This is a genomic window from Enterobacter sp. RHBSTW-00318, assembly GCF_014101375.1.
GTDB classification, from domain to species: Bacteria; Pseudomonadota; Gammaproteobacteria; order Enterobacterales; family Enterobacteriaceae; genus Enterobacter; species Enterobacter ludwigii.
Window position 1 is genome coordinate 4,613,961 of record NZ_JABXQH010000001.1, and the last position, 19,042, is coordinate 4,633,002.

At 53.0% G+C, this 19,042-nt stretch carries 15 protein-coding genes and 1 riboswitch; of the genes, 7 read left to right on the plus strand and 8 right to left on the minus strand.

Going from position 1 to position 19,042, the window contains the following annotated elements; genetic code table 11:
* The first annotated feature begins 25 nt into the window (after nucleotides 1-25).
* Entirely contained in the window at nucleotides 26-1,135 is a 1,110-nt protein-coding gene (apbC, locus tag HV157_RS22700) for an iron-sulfur cluster carrier protein ApbC (protein ID WP_020883218.1), read from the plus strand.
* Between the two features lie 94 nt (nucleotides 1,136-1,229).
* Here the strand turns inward: apbC and HV157_RS22705 are convergent, their stop codons facing one another.
* Together HV157_RS22705 and HV157_RS22710 are read right to left on the minus strand one after the other, a co-directional pair.
* Nucleotides 1,230-1,709, minus strand: a complete 480-nt coding sequence (locus HV157_RS22705; protein WP_032669999.1) for a GNAT family N-acetyltransferase — start codon at nucleotides 1,707-1,709, stop codon at nucleotides 1,230-1,232.
* The gene (locus tag HV157_RS22710; protein ID WP_008500887.1) at nucleotides 1,660-1,992 is read right to left on the minus strand and encodes an RcnB family protein; all 333 of its coding nucleotides are present in this window, start codon (nucleotides 1,990-1,992) and stop codon (nucleotides 1,660-1,662) included. The genes HV157_RS22705 and HV157_RS22710 overlap by 50 nt, the downstream gene beginning before the upstream one ends.
* 490 nt (nucleotides 1,993-2,482) lie before the next feature.
* Between HV157_RS22710 and HV157_RS22715 the strand changes: the two genes are divergently transcribed.
* The 3 genes from HV157_RS22715 to HV157_RS22725 are packed head-to-tail and all read left to right on the plus strand — an operon-like array spanning nucleotide 2,483 to nucleotide 6,269.
* Nucleotides 2,483-3,622 carry a polysaccharide export protein gene (locus tag HV157_RS22715; protein ID WP_148576207.1) on the plus strand — a complete coding sequence of 380 codons (1,140 nt, stop codon included), beginning with the start codon at nucleotides 2,483-2,485 and terminating at the stop codon, nucleotides 3,620-3,622.
* On the plus strand, nucleotides 3,622-4,071 hold the full coding sequence (locus HV157_RS22720) for a protein-tyrosine-phosphatase (protein WP_050737094.1): 450 nt from the start codon (nucleotides 3,622-3,624) through the stop codon (nucleotides 4,069-4,071). Before HV157_RS22715 ends, HV157_RS22720 begins: the two co-directional genes overlap by 1 nt.
* Complete coding sequence (locus tag HV157_RS22725) at nucleotides 4,071-6,269, plus strand: polysaccharide biosynthesis tyrosine autokinase (protein ID WP_182268952.1); 2,199 nt, start codon at nucleotides 4,071-4,073, stop codon at nucleotides 6,267-6,269. Before HV157_RS22720 ends, HV157_RS22725 begins: the two co-directional genes overlap by 1 nt.
* Here HV157_RS22725 and HV157_RS22730 read toward each other — a convergent pair.
* Together HV157_RS22730 and HV157_RS22735 are read right to left on the minus strand one after the other, a co-directional pair.
* A complete protein-coding gene (locus HV157_RS22730; protein ID WP_182268953.1) occupies nucleotides 6,266-7,609 on the minus strand; it encodes an NCS2 family permease in 1,344 nt (447 codons plus the stop codon). The two genes, HV157_RS22725 and HV157_RS22730, sit on opposite strands and share 4 nt — an antisense overlap.
* Nucleotides 7,610-7,629: 20 nt before the next feature.
* Nucleotides 7,630-9,408 carry an adenine deaminase C-terminal domain-containing protein gene (locus HV157_RS22735; RefSeq protein ID WP_182268954.1) on the minus strand — a complete coding sequence of 593 codons (1,779 nt, stop codon included), beginning with the start codon at nucleotides 9,406-9,408 and terminating at the stop codon, nucleotides 7,630-7,632.
* A 122-nt stretch (nucleotides 9,409-9,530) separates the two neighbouring features.
* On the opposite strand from HV157_RS22735, the gene HV157_RS22740 reads away from it, so the two are divergent.
* Both HV157_RS22740 and HV157_RS22745 read left to right on the plus strand, forming a co-directional pair.
* The gene (locus tag HV157_RS22740) at nucleotides 9,531-10,451 is read left to right on the plus strand and encodes a LysR family transcriptional regulator (RefSeq protein ID WP_182269141.1); all 921 of its coding nucleotides are present in this window, start codon (nucleotides 9,531-9,533) and stop codon (nucleotides 10,449-10,451) included.
* Between the two features lie 70 nt (nucleotides 10,452-10,521).
* Nucleotides 10,522-11,037, plus strand: a complete 516-nt coding sequence (locus HV157_RS22745) for a protein disulfide oxidoreductase (protein ID WP_014170867.1) — start codon at nucleotides 10,522-10,524, stop codon at nucleotides 11,035-11,037.
* A gap of 36 nt (nucleotides 11,038-11,073) precedes the next feature.
* On the opposite strand, the gene HV157_RS22750 is transcribed toward HV157_RS22745, so the two are convergent.
* Nucleotides 11,074-12,540 carry an aspartate aminotransferase family protein gene (locus tag HV157_RS22750; RefSeq protein ID WP_041162772.1) on the minus strand — a complete coding sequence of 489 codons (1,467 nt, stop codon included), beginning with the start codon at nucleotides 12,538-12,540 and terminating at the stop codon, nucleotides 11,074-11,076.
* Nucleotides 12,541-12,558: 18 nt separating this feature from the next.
* A complete protein-coding gene (locus tag HV157_RS22755) occupies nucleotides 12,559-13,935 on the minus strand; it encodes a diaminobutyrate--2-oxoglutarate transaminase (protein ID WP_014170865.1) in 1,377 nt (458 codons plus the stop codon).
* Between the two features lie 493 nt (nucleotides 13,936-14,428).
* A riboswitch (TPP riboswitch) is annotated at nucleotides 14,429-14,529 on the plus strand.
* A 63-nt stretch (nucleotides 14,530-14,592) separates the two neighbouring features.
* On the opposite strand from HV157_RS22755, the gene HV157_RS22760 reads away from it, so the two are divergent.
* Entirely contained in the window at nucleotides 14,593-15,948 is a 1,356-nt protein-coding gene (locus tag HV157_RS22760; RefSeq protein ID WP_062932785.1) for a tyrosine-type recombinase/integrase, read from the plus strand.
* 91 nt (nucleotides 15,949-16,039) lie between these two features.
* On the opposite strand, the gene HV157_RS22765 is transcribed toward HV157_RS22760, so the two are convergent.
* Together HV157_RS22765 and HV157_RS22770 are read right to left on the minus strand one after the other, a co-directional pair.
* Nucleotides 16,040-17,062, minus strand: coding sequence for a DUF4062 domain-containing protein (locus HV157_RS22765; protein WP_061354403.1), 1,023 nt, complete (start codon nucleotides 17,060-17,062; stop codon nucleotides 16,040-16,042).
* An 813-nt stretch (nucleotides 17,063-17,875) separates the two neighbouring features.
* Nucleotides 17,876-18,436 carry a tyrosine-type recombinase/integrase gene (locus HV157_RS22770; RefSeq protein ID WP_062932786.1) on the minus strand — a complete coding sequence of 187 codons (561 nt, stop codon included), beginning with the start codon at nucleotides 18,434-18,436 and terminating at the stop codon, nucleotides 17,876-17,878.
* Nucleotides 18,437-19,042: the final 606 nt, after the last annotated feature.

A 19,042-nucleotide genomic window follows, 5' to 3' on the forward strand; every position in this document is an offset into this window, starting at 1 on the left:
TATTCACAAGAACAAAGGAGTCGGGATGAGTTCTCAATCCCAGGCCAAATCACCGGAAGCCTTAAGAGCAATGGTCGCCGGGACGCTGGCTAACTTTCAGCATCCAACCCTGAAGCACAATCTCACCACGCTGAAAGCGTTACACCATGTCGCATGGCTGGACGATACGCTGCACATCGAGTTGCAGATGCCCTTCGTCTGGACCAGCGCGTTCGACGCGCTGAAAGAGCAAACCAGCTCTGAGCTGCTGCGCATTACCGGCGCGAAAGCCATTGACTGGAAGCTGACCCACAGCATCGCCACCCTCAAGCGTGTGAAAAACCACCCGGGCGTTAACGGCGTGAAAAACATCATTGCCGTCAGTTCAGGCAAGGGTGGTGTGGGTAAATCCTCCACGGCGGTAAACCTGGCGCTCGCGCTGGCAGCCGAAGGGGCGAAAGTCGGTATTCTGGACGCCGATATTTACGGACCGTCTGTGCCTAACATGCTGGGCGCGGAAAACCAGCGCCCAACCTCGCCGGATGGCACGCACATGGCACCGATCATGGCCCACGGTCTGGCAACCAACTCCATTGGTTATCTGGTGACTGACGATAACGCCATGGTGTGGCGTGGCCCGATGGCCAGCAAAGCGCTGATGCAGATGTTGCAGGAGACAATGTGGCCCGATCTGGATTATCTGGTGCTGGATATGCCGCCGGGCACCGGTGACATTCAGCTGACGCTGGCGCAAAACATTCCGGTCACGGGAGCGGTCGTGGTAACCACCCCGCAGGATATCGCGCTGATCGACGCCAAAAAAGGCATCGTGATGTTCGAGAAAGTGGACGTGCCGGTGCTGGGTATTGTCGAGAACATGAGCATGCATATCTGCAGCAACTGCGGACACCATGAGCCTATCTTTGGCACCGGTGGGGCAGAAAAACTGGCTGCGCAGTATCACACCCAACTGCTTGGGCAGATGCCGCTGCACATCTCGCTGCGTGAAGATCTGGACAGCGGGAAGCCGACGGTCGTCAGCCGTCCGGACAGTGAATTTGCAGAGATGTATCGACAGCTGGCGGGGCGCGTTGCGGCGCAGCTTTACTGGCAGGGCGAAGTCATCCCGAGTGAAATTGCGTTTCGCGCGGTGTGAGTGCTTTAGTCTGAATTGCCGGGCGGCGTTTGCGCCTGACCCGGCCTAAGGAAATAACGTGTTGTAGGCCGGCTCAGCGAAGCGTCACCCGCGTTTAACGCTGTACGTAATGCATTAAAAAGTACTCGCCTTCCGGCGAGTCACCCTTCGCTTCAATATGCCAGCCATGGCGCTGGTAAAAGGCAACAGCCCTGTCATTCTTTACCAGACACTTCAGCGAACCCGTACTGGTGAACGCGTTTTGCACCTGTTCAAGGAGCAAATGACCGACGCCCAGACCTTGATACTGCGGATCGACAAACAGATTGTGCAGGAAATTGTCGTTCGTCCACACCGAAGCAAAACCCAGTCGATGCCCGTCCTGAACGGCCACCCAAATCACTTCATCGCGGGTTGCCGCGTCAAAGTCTTCAAGCTGCCACTCGGAACCGTCCAGCCATGGCCAGGCCTCGCGCCGCGCGTGGAGATAGAGTGTTCGCAAAAAGGGGCGATCGCTCTCCTGCCAGGGCCGGATTAAAATGTCATTAGCGGTGATAGAAGATATCTCCATTGTAGGCTTTGTAGATTTTGCCATCTGCATCGCCAATCAGGACGTAGTTCTCGCCCATATAGGTCCAGTGGGTACCCGCATCCGGGGCCGGCAGGTTACGCAGCTGGTACTGTTTAATGGTGTACTCAGGCGTTTGATACTGCGCCGGTGCGGTGTCGCCAATCTTGAATTTGGTGAAATCAGCGATGAACTCTTGTTCCTCATAGGCTTTAATGCCTGATGGCGCAGCGGCGGTTTGCGGGGCAGAAAACGCGGAACCCGCCAGAGACAGTAATACACCCAGAAGCAGCAATTTACGCTTAGCCATTTTTTCTCCAGTGATATCGTTACAGATACTTTTCGTCTGCGGGTTCATGGAACGCGAGGCAGACAGTCCATTTTAAGTACCAAAGCATGGTGTGTTTGAAAAAAAATGTAACAAAAATGGACGGTTTTGTGTAGTCGTAATGACGCGCGCAGTATCACTACAGTCAATATCTCCCGAATTTGATATTTCCAATATTTATTATTTCATTAATCAATTCTGAAAATACCTTCTCACTTCGCAAATGGACTGTTCAACGCATGCTTTCCCACGTAAGAACATTTAATATCGCCTCCGTATGACATCAATCTCTTTCCATTTTTTTCAAAAGAATGGGAACGATTTTGCTTTTTTTATCGCCAGGAAGGGAAACGTTGTCTGTTTTTTGTAATACGTCCGCTAAAACAATAACCCGTTGAAAATTTTAATGTAAATGAATTTATTTTTTATCTGTTTAACAACAAACACAACAATAAAAGAACTTTTTATATAAATGAAAAATACAACGCTATTTTCACTTTTATTTCTTTCAGTCGGCCAGTTAACTGGTTGCGTATTTTCGCCAGGTCAGGATCTCAGCATTACCGGGAAAAAAGTCATGGCTGACGGAGAAGCGAATTATCAGCTCGATCAACACGTGGAAATTTATCCCCTGACCCCGGTGCTCGTTGAAAGATTGCGACCGCCTGTCCTCAAATCTCAGGCAAATCCTACTCTGGATGAGCAGGTCAAAAACTGGGAATACCGCATAGGCACCGGCGACATCCTGACGGTCACCGTCTGGGATCATCCGGAATTAACCACGCCCGCAGGGCAGTATCGTACCGCGAGTGACGCGGGTAACTGGGTGAATGCGGATGGAACGCTCTTCTATCCCTACGTCGGAAAATTGCATGTTGCAGGCAAAACGGTCGCGCAGGTGCGTGAAGCAATCACCGCGCAACTGGAGAAGGTTATTGAGAGCCCGCAGGTGGATGTCAGCGTGGCGTCTTTCCGCTCACAAAAAGCCTATGTGACAGGAGAGGTGGCAAAATCAGGCCAGCAACCGATAACCAATATTCCGTTGACGGTAATGGACGCGGTCAACGCCGCAGGTGGGCTTTCAGCGGATGCCGACTGGCGTAACGTGGTTCTCACGCATAATGGCCAGGACGCGCGCCTTTCGCTCTATGCGCTGATGCAGCATGGTGATTTAAGCCAGAATAAGCTGCTGTATCCGGGCGATATCCTCTTTGTTCCGCGTAACGATGCCTTAAAAGTGTTCGTGATGGGCGAGGTGGTGAAGCAGAGCACATTGAAGATGGATCGTAGCGGAATGACCCTGGCGGAAGCCCTGGGGAATGCAGGTGGGCTGGATCAGAATATGGCCGATGCAACCGGGATTTTTGTTATTCGCTCGGTAGCGAAAAAAGGGGCGACGGACAAAATTGCCAATATCTATCAGCTCAATGCGAAGGATGCCTCCGCGATGGTACTGGGGACGGAATTCCAGCTTGAACCGTATGACATTGTCTACGTCACCACCGCGCCGTTGTCACGCTGGAATCGCGTGATCACACAGCTGGTACCTACCATCAGCGGTGTCCATGACCTGACCGAAACCGTCCGCTTCATCCGTTCATGGCCGCAATAATGTTCAACTCAATCTTAGTGGTTTGCACCGGCAATATTTGCCGTTCGCCGATGGGGGAGCGGCTGTTGCGACAACAGCTGCCCGGCAGACTTGTGACATCGGCTGGGATTTACGGATTTGAAGGACGCCCGGCGGATGCAACTGCACGGGAGGTGGCCCGGTGTTACGGCGTTTCGCTGGAGGGGCACGTGGCACGCAAGATGACGCGCAGCATGTTGCAAACTTCCGATTTAATTCTGGTGATGGAGCCGGAGCACCTGCGTTTTATTGCCGCTGTGTCGCCCGAATGTCGCGGAAAATCGCTGCTGTTTGGCCAATGGCTGGAAAACAGGGACATTCCCGATCCTTACCGCAAAAGTCGTGAAGCGTTTGAATATGTTTTCGGGCAGCTGGTAAAAGCCAGTCAGGAATGGGCTCGTCGTGTGGGTCAAAAAGGAATTAAGCATTAATGTCTTCTCATACATCAGACAAATACGGTGCTGCCGCACCGCACAGTAATGAAATCGATCTTATGCAGCTATTTGCTGAGATGATTGATCACCGCATGCTAATCGGGCTGGTCACGCTCCTGTTTACGGTGTGCGCGGGGCTCTACGCGTTTAGCGCCACGCCGGTCTACCAGGCGGATGCCCTGGTACAGATAGAAGCAAAGCAGGACAACTCGTTGCTTAAAAGCTTAAGCCAGTTTGGGTCTGACCTTTCACCCGACGCCGAACCTGAACTGTTGCTGCTTAAATCGCGCATGATCCTGGGGGGAACCGTTGATAATCTGGGGCTGACATATCAGGTAAAACAGCGCGTTCTCCCGGTTGTGGGGCGCCTCTGGGAACGTCTACGCGGCAGTAAACCGGGCAACATGACGATAGGTGAGCTTACCCTGCCCCAGCAGGAGGGAAAACCGCAAGTGGTTGTCCTGACCGTGCTGGAGCAGGGCCGGTATCGCCTGGAAGGGGAGACGCTTAAGGCTGACGGTAGGGTTGGCAAACGGCTGGTGAAAGACGGGGTCACGCTTCTGGTGACCTCGCTCAGCGCGGAGCCGGGGACCCAATTTACCCTTCAAGCCTTTACCAGGCTTGAGGCAATTAACGCGCTGCAGAAGAGACTCTTTGTCGCGGAATCCGGTAAACAGAGCGGTATGATCACCCTGACGCTGACGGGTGAAGACCCGGACAGGATAGCGGTGGTGCTCAATACGATTGCTGAAAATTATCTCAACCAGAATATTGCGCGCCAGGAGGCGCAGGATTCCCGAAGTCTGGCGTTTTTGCAGGAGCAGTTACCTAAGGTCCGTCACGAACTGGATGAGGCCGAAGCACGACTGAATGCCTATCGGGCGAAGCGCGATTCCGTCGACTTATCCCTTGAGGCGAAGTCCGTACTGGATCAGGTCGTTAACGTGGAAAATCAGCTCAACGAACTGACTTTTCGTGAGGCAGAGGTTTCTCAGCTTTTCAAAAAGGATCACCCGACCTATCGCGCATTACGGGAGAAGCGACAAACGCTCGAAGAGGGACGCGCGCGCCTGAACAGCCGGGTTTCATCTATGCCTTCTACCCAGCAGGAAGTGTTGCGCCTGAGCCGTGATGTCGAGTCCGGGCGTACCATTTACCTGCAGCTGCTGACACGCCAACAGGAACTGAACATTTCACGCTCCAGCGCCATCGGCAACGTGCGGATCATTGATACCGCGGTTACGCAACCTGAGCCAATAAAGCCCCGTAAAGCGCTTATTATTCTGCCTGGTGTGCTGCTAGGGCTGATGGTCTCCATGGGTTGGGTGTTGGTTCGTACTGCCTGTCGGCGAGGGATCACCTCGTCTGAGCAAATAGAAGAGCAGGGGATGCCGGTTCTGGCGACGCTGCCGCGCTCGGTCTGGCTGTGGAAAAAAACGCATTTGCGCCGAAAGCACTTTTTGGCGCCCCACGGGAAACACAAAACTTCGGATATCCCCTTCCTGCCCACAGACCGGCCAGCGGATATGTTTGTTGAAGCGATGCGCGGACTGCGTACCAGCTTGCATTTCACGATGATGGATGCCTCAAACCAGATCGTGGTGATTACGGGCCCCACGCAGAATTGCGGCAAAACGCTGGTCAGCACGTCACTGGCATCAATAGCGGCTCAGGCCGGAAAGCGGGTGCTCTTTATCGATGCGGATATGCGTAAAGGCTATGTGCATAATCTCTTTAAGCTGAACAACCATCACGGATTATCCGCTGTCCTTGAGGGAAATGTGGCATGGCAGGAGGCGATCCAGCGCGTTGATAAGGCGGGCTTTGATGTTCTGACCTGTGGTCCCCAGCCGTTACGTCCCGTGGAGCTGCTCATGGGAGAACGCTTCCAGGAGGTGATGTCGGGGATGAATGCACACTATGACGTTGTTATCGTTGATACACCGCCGGTGCTGGCCGTGACCGATGCGGTGCTGATTGCCAGAGTGGCCGCAACCACGTTACTGGTTGCCCGCTTTGGTAAAACCAACGTGAAAGAGACGGAAAACTGTGTAAAGCGTCTGCAGCAGATGGGTGTGCAGGTGAACGGTGCCATTCTCAATGATATCGTGAAATCTGCGGCGCTGTATTACAGCGCGGGGTATAGCCATTTCGATTACGGCTATACCCCGAAGGAAAAGCGGCGTGAGGGTTAGTGCTTCACCAGCGTGGCGAAGTAATACACCAGGGGAATGGCGAGGATCCAAAGACCGACGGGGATATCGCGCCATTTCCCGGCAATCGCTTTGATAACGATATAAAACAGCAGCCCGCCCGCAATACCGGTCCCGAAACTGTTGGCAATCAGCGTAATCATCACCATCATCAACACCGGCAAGCCGTCGGTGAAGTTCGCCAGATCAACCTTACGTAAACCGCTAAACATATTCAGCCCGATGAGGATCAGGGCGGGCGCCGTGGCTTCTTTCGGGATCATCAGCGCCACAGGGGTAAACAGCAGCATCAGCAGGAACATTACCGCCGCGGCCAGCGCGGTCATGCCGGTTTTGCCGCCGGCTTCCGCGGCTGCGGACGATTCAATCAGCGCCGTGGCGGCAGGAATGCCTACCCACGGGCCAATCGCGGCGGCAATGGAGTCCACCATAAACGGGCGGTTAATGTTTGGCATATTGCCTTCTTCATCCAGCAGCCCTGCTTCCCCGCCCACCGCCAGCGTTGTTCCCATGGTGGAGAAAAACTCGGAGGCGAAGAAGACAAACAGGAACGGCAGAAAGGCAATATTCAGCGCGCCCAGCATATCGACATGCCCAAGGACGGGAGTGATGGAGTGGGGCACATCGATAAAACTGGCGGGTAATTTCGTGACGCCCATCGGAATACCCACGAGGGTCGCGAGCAGGATAGCCCACAGGATCGCACCCGGAATACGACGAGCCTGCAGGCCGATAGCCAGGAACAGGCCGAGTAACGCCACCAGTGCACCGGGTGATAAAAAATCTCCCAGCATCAGTGCGTTCGTTTTGGCATTCGCCAGCACCAGCCCGGCGTTGCGGAAACCGAGTACGGCGACAAACAGCCCGATGGAGGCCGTCAGCCCCAGCTTGATGGACTGCGGCACCGAGCGGGTCACCACTTCACGCAGGCCAAACCGGGTCAGCAGGAAGAATAAAATCCCCGACCAGCAGGCGATACCCAGACCAATTTGCCAGCCAATGCCTTCACTGCCCGCAAGCGTCACCCCGACCAGCACCGAGCCACCAATTCCTGGCCCGACGATAAACGGCAGGTTGGCGTAAAACGCCATCAGCAGCGTCCCGGCAACGAAGACCAGAATGGTGCCCGTGGTCGCGGCGCCTTTGTCCATTCCTCCCACGGCCAGCAGCCCCGGGATCACCACCAGCAAATAGGCGGCGGCGAGAAAACCGGTGATACCCGCCAGGCACTCGGTGCGCACGGTGCTCCCGCGTGCACGGAGTGCAAAACGACGTTCAAGCCAGCGCCCTGGTGCTGGCGAATTAACGGTATTGTCGGCCATTATCCGGCTCTCCTTCGGTATTATTGTGTGTTGTCCGGGGTTTCCCGGTAAGAAATCAGCGGATCGACAATCTGGCGCGTGCTGCCATCGGTCAGTCCAAGATCGGTCAAATGTGGCCCGGCATTACAGGCAAGGCAGGTTCCTTCGATGGCCTTAAAGACCCGATACGGCGGTTCCCAGTCGGCAATCAGACTGCTGCGATCGCGCAGCGTCCTGAACTGCAGCGCCAGCTCGGCAGGTGGCAGTTCTGACAGCATGCCCGCAATCGGCATGGCAACGTGGGCAATCACGTCACCCTGTTGCGCCAGCGCCATGCCACCACCGCTGTTGATAAGCGTATTGGCAGCCAGCGCCATATCGTTCGGATCGCGGCCCAAAACCACCAGGTTGTGAGAGTCGTGCGAGTAGCTGGTGGCAATCGCCCCGCGCAGTTCCCCCCAGCCTTCAAGCAGGGCAATTTGCGGTTTTGCTGCATGACGGGCATGGCGATGCTGAACCCAGATCAGACTAAAACCGTCCGGGATCTGCACGCACCCGTTGCGCACCTGCACATCTGTTTCACCCCAGCGGGTAAAGCGCGCGCCGCAGATGTGGCGCAAGCGAGCCACGCCATGGTTCGCATTGCCAATGCGCATGCAAAAATCATCAGCGGTCAGGGCAGACAACCGTACGGTATCACGCGGCAACGTAAGAGACGTATCAGCAACAGGTTCGAGCGTTGCCCCGTCCCGGGCAATCAGCTTTCCGGCGACGTAGACCTGGCGCGCCGTCAGTTTATCCAGCGAGTCAAACACCACCAGATCCGCGCGACGCCCGGCGGCAATCAGCCCCAGGTCGTTACGCTGCAGGCGAATGGCCGCATTGAGCGTTGCAAAACGCAGTGCGTCGGTGGCCGCTAATCCATGTTCAATCAGCAGGTTCAGCAGCGCGATAATCCCGCCTTTTTCCATGAGGATGTCTGGCGGAACATCATCGGTGCAAACCGTGATGTGAGACGAAAGATGGGGGAGCGTTTTCAGGGCGCTGACAATATCGGGCAGCAGATAAGGGTGCGAACCGCGGATCTCCAGCGTCAGCCCGGCACGCAGTTTTTCCAGCGCATCGTCAGCCGACGTTAACTCATGGTCAGAAGTCACGCCTGCTGCAAGATAAGCCTGTAAATCAGCACCGCTGAGACCGCGGGCATGGCCTTCAATCAGCTTTCCGCTGTCGAGACCGGCCTGCATAATTTCAAGCATACGCTGGCTGCCATTAAGCACTCCGTGCATGTCCATCACTTCAGCCACACCGCGCACTTCCGGCCAGCCGAGCAGGGTGTTCATCTCGTCTCCGGCAAAATCCGCCCCGGACATTTCCAGGCCGGGCGTTGAGGGCACGCTTGAAGGCGCGGCGACCATCACCTGCAGCGGCAGATTGCGGCTGGCCTCAATGGCAAAACGGACGCCGTCAATGCCCAGCACGTTGGCCAGTTCATGCGGATCCCAGAAGACCGCCGTGGTGCCCTGTGCAAGCACAATCTCCGCGTAGCGGGCGGGCATAAGATGGGAGCTTTCAAGGTGGACGTGGGTATCCATCAGCCCTGGCGACAGAAACTGGTTGTTCAGCGCGTGGGTCTCATGTGCGTCGTTGCGGCTGCCGCGAGGATGGACACTGGCAATCAGTGATCCCACGATACCGACATCCGCTTCGCGGATCTCACCGGTGACCATATCCACAATACGGGTATCGGTGAGCAGCAGGTCAAAGGGCATTTCGCCTCGTGCAGCCTGAACGGCGCGGCGTCGGGTTTCAGCAGTCATGCAATTAACAGTTCCAGCATCAAAATAATGACGCTACTCTATGCACACGGCAAACGTTTGCCCAGCTGATAAAATTTATCGCCCGATAACCCCGGGTTATTCTGTGACGCGTGTAATGGATAATCATGACGGAACCCTGGCAGCGCTTGCCCGCGCTCTCTCTTCGACAGCTACAGTATTTTGTCACTCTGGCGCAGCTGCGTCATTTTACTGATACCGCCAGCAAACTGGCTATCAGCCAGCCGGCCCTCAGCAGTGCGTTGCGGCAAATCGAGACGGTGCTTGGGGGCAAACTGGTTAACCGGACCGCTTCGGCCGTGACGTTGACGGAGCTTGGCAATGCCATCCTGCCGCACGCGCAGCGGGTGCTCAGCGTGGCGCAGCTTGCGTTTGACGACATGCAGCACATTGTTCAGGCGGGCGGCGAAGGAACGGTGCGTATCGGGTTGATCCCTTCCGTGAGTTCGCTGCTGTTCCCCTTGTTGCCCCGGACGCTCGCGCAGGCTTTTCCCCGCCTCAGGGTGGAATTTCACGATCAAACCAACGATGCGCTGGTGGCCCAGCTGCTGAAAGGGCAGATTGATTTCGGCATTGGTGCGCTCGATAACTCTGTTCCCGGCCAGCTGAACGTGTTTCCCTTACAGGATGACCCGTTTGTCGCGGTCATTCACAGCGACGATCCGCTGGCCGCGTCGGCGCACCTGCCCTGGAAGCAACTGGCAGGGCGGGATATCGCCGTGTTCTCAAAAGGCAATATTCAGCGTCTGGTTGCGGCGCTCGCGGAAAGCCACCGTTTGTCGTTGCCGACACGCTATCAGGTGGACTACATCGAAACTTTGTACGGTCTGGTGCGCTCGAAACTCGCCGTGGCGATTTTACCGCAGCTCTATACCACGCACCTCCAGGACCCGCAGCTCAGGGTGGTACATCTTCAACAACCGGCCCTGGCCCGCACGGTGGCGTTAATGCGCGCGCCGCAGCCGCTTCCTCCGCTTATCGAATCCTGCTTTACGCTGATGGCCGACACGTTGCGAACGAAATGACCCGACACTTCTTTACAGCGTGATGGTGCATTGCTCGCTAAGATGACCGTCGATTCATCAAGAGGTCACAATGGAAAACCGCAAATTCAGTCGACTGCGCCGCTGGGCGCGGGAAGGGATCATCTTCTTTCTGCTCGCGCTGGCCGTAATGTGGGGTGTGGATCAATACCGCAAGCCCACACTCCCCGCCAGCTTTAGCGCTACACCGATGCACAGCATCGACGGAAAGATCCACGATATAACGGCACTCAGCCAGGAACGCCCGCTGCTGATATACGTATGGGCAACCTGGTGCAGCATCTGCCGGTTTACGACGCCCTCGGTCAATACGCTGGCAGAACAGGGTGGCAACGTCGTGAGTATCGCCATGCGTTCCGGCGACGATGCAAAGCTGGCGCGCTGGGTCGACAAGAAACAGCTGGTCATGCCGGTGGTCAACGATGCCAACGGTGCGCTGTCACAGGCGTGGCAGGTGAGCGTAACACCGACGCTGGTGATCGTGTCGAAGGGGAAAGTGGTCAGTACTACTACGGGGTGGACAAGTTACTGGGGAATGAAGCTCAGACTGTGGTGGGCAGGGCTGTAAAGAGAGCCCCTCTTCCGGCGGAAGAGGGGCTGGATATTACTTCGCCAGAACTTCCTGTGCGGTACGCTCAACCAGCGACAGCAGGACTTTAATGTCCTCCAGGGTCACGGTTGGGTTCAGCAGAGTCAGCTTCAGGCAGGTGACGCCGTTATGCTCGGTCACGCCGACGTTAGCACGGCCGGATTCCAGCAGCGCATCACCAATTTTCTGGTTCAACAGGGCGATACCCGCGTCGTCCATCTGTACCTGTCCACGGAAGCGGAACAGTACGCTTGCCAGCTGCGGCTGCATAACCAGTTCCAGAGCAGGCTGCTCTTTCACGTAAGCCGCAACCTGCTGTGCCAGCGTAACACCGTGATCGATGATCGCCGCGTATTGTTCCTGACCCAGCGCTTCCAGGCTCATCCACAGCTTCAGCGCGTCGAAACGACGGGTCGTCTGCAGAGATTTGGACACCAGGTTAGGCACGCCAGCTTCTTCATCGAACTCAGAGTTCAGATAGGCCGCCTGATAGCGCATCAGCTCATAGTGGCGCGCTTCTTTGAGCAGGAACGCACCGCAGCTGATGGTCTGGAAGAACTGCTTGTGGAAGTCCAGAGTAACGGAATCCACCAGCTCGATACCGTCCAGGTAGTGACGATACTGCTCAGACATCAGCAGCGCGCCGCCCCAGGCCGCATCAACGTGTACCCAGATATTCTGTTTCGCCGCCAGTTCAGCAATGGCACGCAGCGGATCGATTGCACCTGCATCGGTAGTACCGGCAGTGGCAACAATCGCCAGGATCTGCTCGCCGTTAGCATTGCACTGCTCAATTTTCGCTGCCAGATCGCTGAGATCCATGCGCGAAAATTCATCCGTTTTCACCTGCACGACGGACTGGTAGCCCAGACCCATCAGCGCCATGTTCTTCTGCACGGAGAAGTGTGCGTTTTCAGAGCACAGCACGCGGATTTTACGCAGATCGCCAACCAGGCCGTCCTGCTGAACGGAATGACCCTGACGCGCGAAGAACGCATCACGGGCCAGCATCAGACCCATCAGGTTACTCTGCGTGCCGCCGCTGGTGAACACACCGGCGTCGCCAGCCTGATAACCCACGCGGGTACGCAGCCATTCGATCAGCTTGATCTCAATGATGGTTGCGGACGGGCTTTGATCCCAGGAGTCCATGCTCTGGTTAGTGGCGTTAATCAGTACTTCCGCCGCCTGGCTAACCACCAGGCTTGGGCAGTGCAGGTGCGCCACACACTGCGGGTGATGAACGGACAGGCTGTCTTTCAGGAAGAACTCCACGGCGCGTTCAATCGCCGCTTCGTTACCCAGCCCTTTCGGGTTGAAATCCAGCTTAATACGGTCGCGCAGTTCCGCGACCGTTTTGCCCTGATACATCTCAGGCTGTTTCAGCCACTGCATCACAGCCTGAGTGCTTTGTTCAATCGCCTGCTGGTAAGCTTCAATGCTCTGCGCAGAGGAGAACAAAATTGGGTTTGAATCTGACATCGTGTTCAACAACTCCGGTTACGCCGGGCGAACGCCCGCAGCAAGCAGTGCCTGCTCGAATTTATCCAGGAAGACTTTCAGCTCATCATCGCTGATCAGCAGGGAAGGCAGCAGACGCAGAACAATACCGTTGCGACCACCGCGCTCCAGAATCAGGCCGGCTTCGAAGCACTTCTTCTGAATCAGTGCAGACAGCTCGCCATCACCCGGGTAGCAACCCATGTGGTCTGCCGCTTCGTGTGGCTTAACGATCTCAATCCCGATCATCATGCCCAGGCCGCGAACGTGACCGATAACCGGATAGCGTTTCGCCATCTCGTTCAGCTGGCCTTTCAGCCATTCGCCCTGTGCGGCCACTTTGCCCGCGATATTCTGGTCTTTCAGGATTTTCAGCGTTGTCAGACCGGTTGCCATTGCCAGCTGGTTGCCGCGGAAGGTACCGGTGTGGTGGCCTGGTGCCCACGCATCGAACTGTTTTTTGATGCCGAGTACCGCCAGTGGCAGACCGCCGCCAACCGCTTTAGACATCACGATGATGTCTGGCTCAATGCCCGCGTGTTCGAAGGCGAAGAATTTACCGGTACGGGCAAAGCCAGCCTGAACTTCGTCGAGGATCAGCAGAATGCCGTGTTCCTGAGTCACTTTACGGATGCGCTGCAGCCACTCAACCGGAGCCGGGTTCACGCCGCCTTCACCCTGAACGGCTTCAAGGATCACTGCCGCAGGTTTACGCACGCCGCTTTCAACGTCGTTGATCAGGTTTTCGAAATAGTAGGTCAGCGCTTTCACACCCGCTTCACCGCCGATACCCAGTGGGCAACGGTACTGGTGTGGGTAAGGCATGAACTGCACTTCTGGCATCATACCGTTAACCGCTTCTTTCGGAGACAGGTTGCCGGTAACGGCCAGTGCGCCGTGAGTCATACCGTGGTAACCACCAGAGAAGCTGATGATACCGCTACGACCGGTCACTTTTTTCGCCAGTTTCAGCGCTGCTTCAACGGCATCAGCACCGGATGGACCGGTGAACTGCAGGCAGTACTCTTTGCCCTGACCAGGCAGCAGAGAGAGCAGATATTCTGAGAACGCGTCTTTCAGAGGCGTAGTCAGATCCAGAGTATGTAACGGCAAGCCGCTGGTAATGACATTTTGGATGCTTTTCAGCACATCAGGATGGTTATGTCCAAGCGCAAGGGTGCCTGCGCCTGCTAAACAGTCAAGGTATTCTTTATTGTCTGCATCGGTGATCCACACGCCTTCTGCTTTAGTGATTGCTAAAGGCAGTTTGCGCGGATAACTCCTGACGTTAGATTCAAACTCGGCCTGACGGGCCAGATAGGTTTCGTTGCTTTTGTGGGCATCTACGGTGTCAATACGGACTTTATCCGTCATCATATCACTCCTACAACCGCCGCTTCGTTATGAGCAACGATTGAATAAAAAGTTAAAAAACAGATGGGGGCCTGAAAAAAACGCCGCCAATATAGAGCCTTTTGTCACGAGGCTCAATGGTTAATTTGTTTACTGTTTTATGACATGCGGTACGGGGGAGGGAATATCCTCATTTTAAGAAGAAAAATTGCGCTTTATGCCAAACAAAAACAGCCGGTTACGCGTATTTTGTCAGGACTATAAAAAGAGAGAAAAGTGTGTGACAAATCGTGCCATTGAGGGACGTTAAGGGGGGCAGATAGCCCCTTTAAGCGTATTATCTCGACATTACCTGCAAAATACCGGGGTCACGACAGGTTGTTTTTATTCCCGGACATAGCGGTTACAGGCTTCTCATTACATCTGATTGGTATAACAAAATCGTGAAAGCGAGAAATCAACAGGTCTTGCATCACTGGTACTCTTCCCCTAATCTGCCAAATGTAAGTGAATTCTTACCAATGACTCGGGGTGCCCTTCTTAAATGAAGGCTGAGAAATACCCGTATTACCTGATCTGGATAATGCCAGCGTAGTCTGGCTGTTATCCATTGAAAATAAAAAGAAATTTCTAGCTTCAACGTCCTGTTTTGATAGTTCATTACTCAATGAGGCTTTCAGAATGGGCCACAAAACCATACGTCACACCATCACACGTAACGGGATTTATTACGTTCGTTTCCGCCTGCCCGGTAATAAATATTTCCGCAAGTCGCTAGAGACTGACAGCCACACCCAGGCGCAGTTGCTTATGTCCTTTGCATCTCCTGTAATTCCTCTGGTTCAACGGGGAACCATCCAGCCGGGTCACTTCGGTAAGCGTCTTTCTGAATATGGCAATAGCCTGAAGCAGCAGAATGAACAATGGCTGGCGCACCAATTTCTGAATGATGAGCAGTGCAATATTCAGCCGATAGTTGCTCAGGAATACCGCGAGGTCGTCACTCCTTTGGGAGATGAGGAAGAACAAACGGAAGCACAACCAAAGGATGTGTTAACACTGGCTGGCGCTTGGAATATGTACAAAAAGGAGAAAGCCCAAAACTGGACGAAGGCAATTTCACAGGCCAATGAGCGCTTTATGGAAGTCATGTTCATTGTCCTTGGTGCATCAACAGATGTAATGACGATCACCAAACAGGACATCAAGCAGGTGATGGAAGTTGTTGAAAACTTGCCAAAGCGTGTTGTGCAGCCTTATCGGTCAATGACGGTTCAGCAACTGATCGAGTGTGATGATGTTCCGCCAGAAGATTTGGTTGGCGCTGAGTCTATCCACAAGCATTTGAAGATTTACAAATCGCTGTTCAAAACCTTCCTGACTGACAATAAAGATATTCTGGAGAAATCACCGACTGATGGTGTAGTCGCCGCACCGTCGAAAGCGAGGTTTGGAGCTTACAGTGCAGCAGAAATGAGAAAGTTTGTAGGGTGGGCGCTCAAGCAGCCTGATGGCTGGCAAAAATGGATCACTCTTTTGTTGGCGTATACGGGAGCCAGGAGAGGGGAGATCGCCAAGCTGGAGAAATCACAGATCAAATTTGATGAAGATAGCCAGCGGCACTATCTCCTGATCGCGGAAGGAGGGCAGGGTAAAACCGAGAACGCTACAAGGCAGGTGGCGATCCATCCCAAACTGATCGAGTGGGGGTTCCTCGATTTTGTAAATCGCCAATGGAAAGAGAAAATCTTCTCGCCTGTGTCGGGTAAGAACATGCCGAAGATCGGCAAAGTTTTAGCCGATGTCCGCGATCAACTTGGTATTCCGTACCTTGATGATTATGGGCAGCGGCGGCTAGTTCACAGTTTCCGGCATACCATGATTTCAACCTGTTTAGCTGGCTGGGTTGGTAATCTGGCACACCTGCAACAGGTGGTAGGCCATGAGAAAAGCGGCTCAGGGATCACTAGACGCTACCTACACACGTTCCCTTTATCAACGATCTGTTATGTGATTGATGGGTTGGGGTGGGAATAGCTGTTTATTAATAAAAGAAAAGCACTAGAAATATTTCCTTTAGTAAGTTTTGGGTATCATTCGCCCCGTAATGGGGCGAAATCAAAACTAGCTATTCGGAAGTGACTTGGCTTTGCTTTTTTATCGTTCTGGTTTTCAACATTTCAATCTGGCCAGCTTCGGTTAATGACCAGAAAGTATTCATGCTGCCATTGGTGGTTTTTAAATATTCAATTTTTATCAAACCATATGCCCTAAATTGCACTCCTATCGTTTTAAGGTCTTGAGAAGACACTTTTGCTGATGTGCCTCCCTTGCCTGCGACCTTTTGAGCGCTTTTGGCAATTGTGTATGATACGCTTGATTCAGTATAATATTGAGTGAGATAGGGGGATATTGAGTGAAAAATATCCTTCCATTTCATTTTCACGGACCAGTGTTTTGTTCCACCGGGATCATACCCGATTCGAGGAAAGGTGGACTCACATCTAAATTCAAAATCATCATCAAAGTCAGCCAGATCCAGATCAAGTGTTTGACTAAGATTACTTGTGGCCTTGGCTAGTTCACTTTTTAACCATTCATTCTCTTTTTGTAAATCAACCATAGCACGTAAATCAGTTTCAGAAGACGTTAGGTTGGCTCTTACCCATCCGATTGCAGGATAAGTTTTCATCGTTTTACTCATACTTAAAGCAACCAACCCGGGTAAATCTTTGGCTGTTGCCCATGTTTTCCTGAGACGATTGGTTGAGGCCTTCTCTATGAATGCAGCTAGCTTCTCTCTGAGTTCAGAATCTTTTTCTGATTTGGCTAAAGGTAGATTTTCCGGATTCTCATGTACCAAAACAACGACGCGTAAACCTTTTGAAACTGCGTAATCAAATTCCTTTTCGGTGTAACTTAAACCATCTTCCGCGACAGAGCCATAACGACCACCAATGATCAACAGATAATAATCACAGTCATCGATTACTTTTTTTATGAACTCCCATTGGCCTTCATCGATTGCTGGGAACAACTCCATGCCTGCTGGAATGCAATCCATTTCCATCAGAGTTTGTATGACGTGTTTTCGTTCTTCTTCTAAATCTGTAAAAGTTGAACTTACGAAAACCTGGTAACGTTTATCCATTTTTATCCCTTAAAAGAGGAAGGGGCCATAAGCCCCTTCATTCAACATTAACCAGCGTGACGGTAGGATTCACGCACACCATCACGATAACCATCAGCAAACGCTGCTTGAGGACTTTTGTGGCGAACGGTACCCGCCTGGCTATCAGGTAAGGCGGCTAAGTCTACCCAAACCTGACCTGTGCGAGCCAAGCCAGCGCGGTAACCCTGATCGTAAGCGCAGCCACAACATTTATGGCGACCCTCACCACCTTGATCGTGAGGTAAGCTAATGAAAAGAGTGTTGTAACGGTGTGATTGTTTACAAATAGTCATGCATTGCTCCTTATGAGCGTCATTTTATGGTTTACATGATCCTCTTTGCCTGGCACAATCAAGCCGTGAAAAATGAAGGCAAGGCTAAGATTCATACGAGTTTGGCGACTCGTATTGGTCATGCTTTGTAAGCCGGGTTCATGCAAATGAATCCGGTTTTTTTACGCCTAAAATTCAGGCGCGGCACTACATGTGGGGGTGGTCAATCAATAGCGGCCCCACATAGTCGATATTCTAGTGATGATTCTTTTCTGCACAAGGGTTGATTTTGACGTTAAATTGAGGTTGTGAAAGGGTAAAAATGCAAAACCCTACACAGCATAAGGCCTGGAAGACATGTCAATGATTAAGAAAAAAAAATCAAAATTTGATCGAGTGCTGATTTCTTCAACGGGAGGGCAGAATTGCGCAACATGATATCGCGCAATCTTTATAAGAATAATGAATGTGCCAGTGGTTTTGATAGTTGCGTGCAACATATAGTTAACATCAACAGTCCTTAATAGTCGATGGTCTGGAATACTTCTTCAACATCCTTATCCATGATCCCACAATACGCCAGCGTGACCGCCTGCGATGAATGCCCGTACAGCTTCGTGAGCGTCGGCAGACTTACCCCACGTTTTATGGCGTGATAGCCAAGGTTCTTACGTGGACTGTGCGCCGCAATGTGCAAATTGAGCATATCCCCGGCTTCTTTGAATTTGGCTGAGACCGTCACCCGGCTGATCGGTTTTCCTTTGGCCCGGTTGCTGTCCACTTCGAACAGGTATTCATGACCGGGATTGTCAGCACGACGTTGTGCAACCAGTTCAAGCGCTTTGGCAGTCAGCATGATCGAGCGGATTTTCCCTGTCTTCTGTTCCTTTAGGTTCAACACGTTCCCTTCGATGTGATTAAAGTCGGCATAACGCAACTTGAGAGCGTCACCAATACGCGCCGCTGTCTGATTCAGGAACACCCACAAATCACCGTAGATAGCGCTGCTGTTATGCTGACGCAGCAGTCTTTCAACCTCTGCGATCTTCTCTTTGTCTCTTACCGGTTCGACCTTCTTCATACAATTCCCCTATTGCTATCTCATTAAGTAAGTTACAAAGCAAATATTGATCATAAAATTATCATTGTAAAGGGTTTTTTATATGTTATTACACCAACTCCCACGCGGTGGAAAACGAAAGTTGGGGTTACTCTTCAGGTTCCAGAGTCGGAAAATATCCCTAGCAGCCTTTGGCTGTGAAGCGTGGCTTCATCCGGTTACGGACTCCCAGCACATGGGCTGATGTGCTGAACCCCCCTCCATGATGGTTCAATAAAAATGAAACATCATTTCAAAATATCGCGGGTGACTCTTTGCACACACAGCGCAGGTGCATAGAACGTGCATAGATGGTGCATAAGACAGCGTGTAGACGCTTCTTTGATGTTCATCCACAACACAACTCATAAGAATCAATGGCTTGCTAAGTTACACATGTACATTGTGTAAGTTAGATGTGAGTTCTTATACCTGCCAGCAGGCCACTACGTCAGCCTCCAACAGGCGAAATTCTTCCGCCCAGCAGGTCACGGATACGTACCTTTTCCCACACCAGCGCAAGCAGTCCCACCAATAGCCCCGTATGCTCCACCAGAAGCGCTACAGCGCGTCATCTCAACACAATTG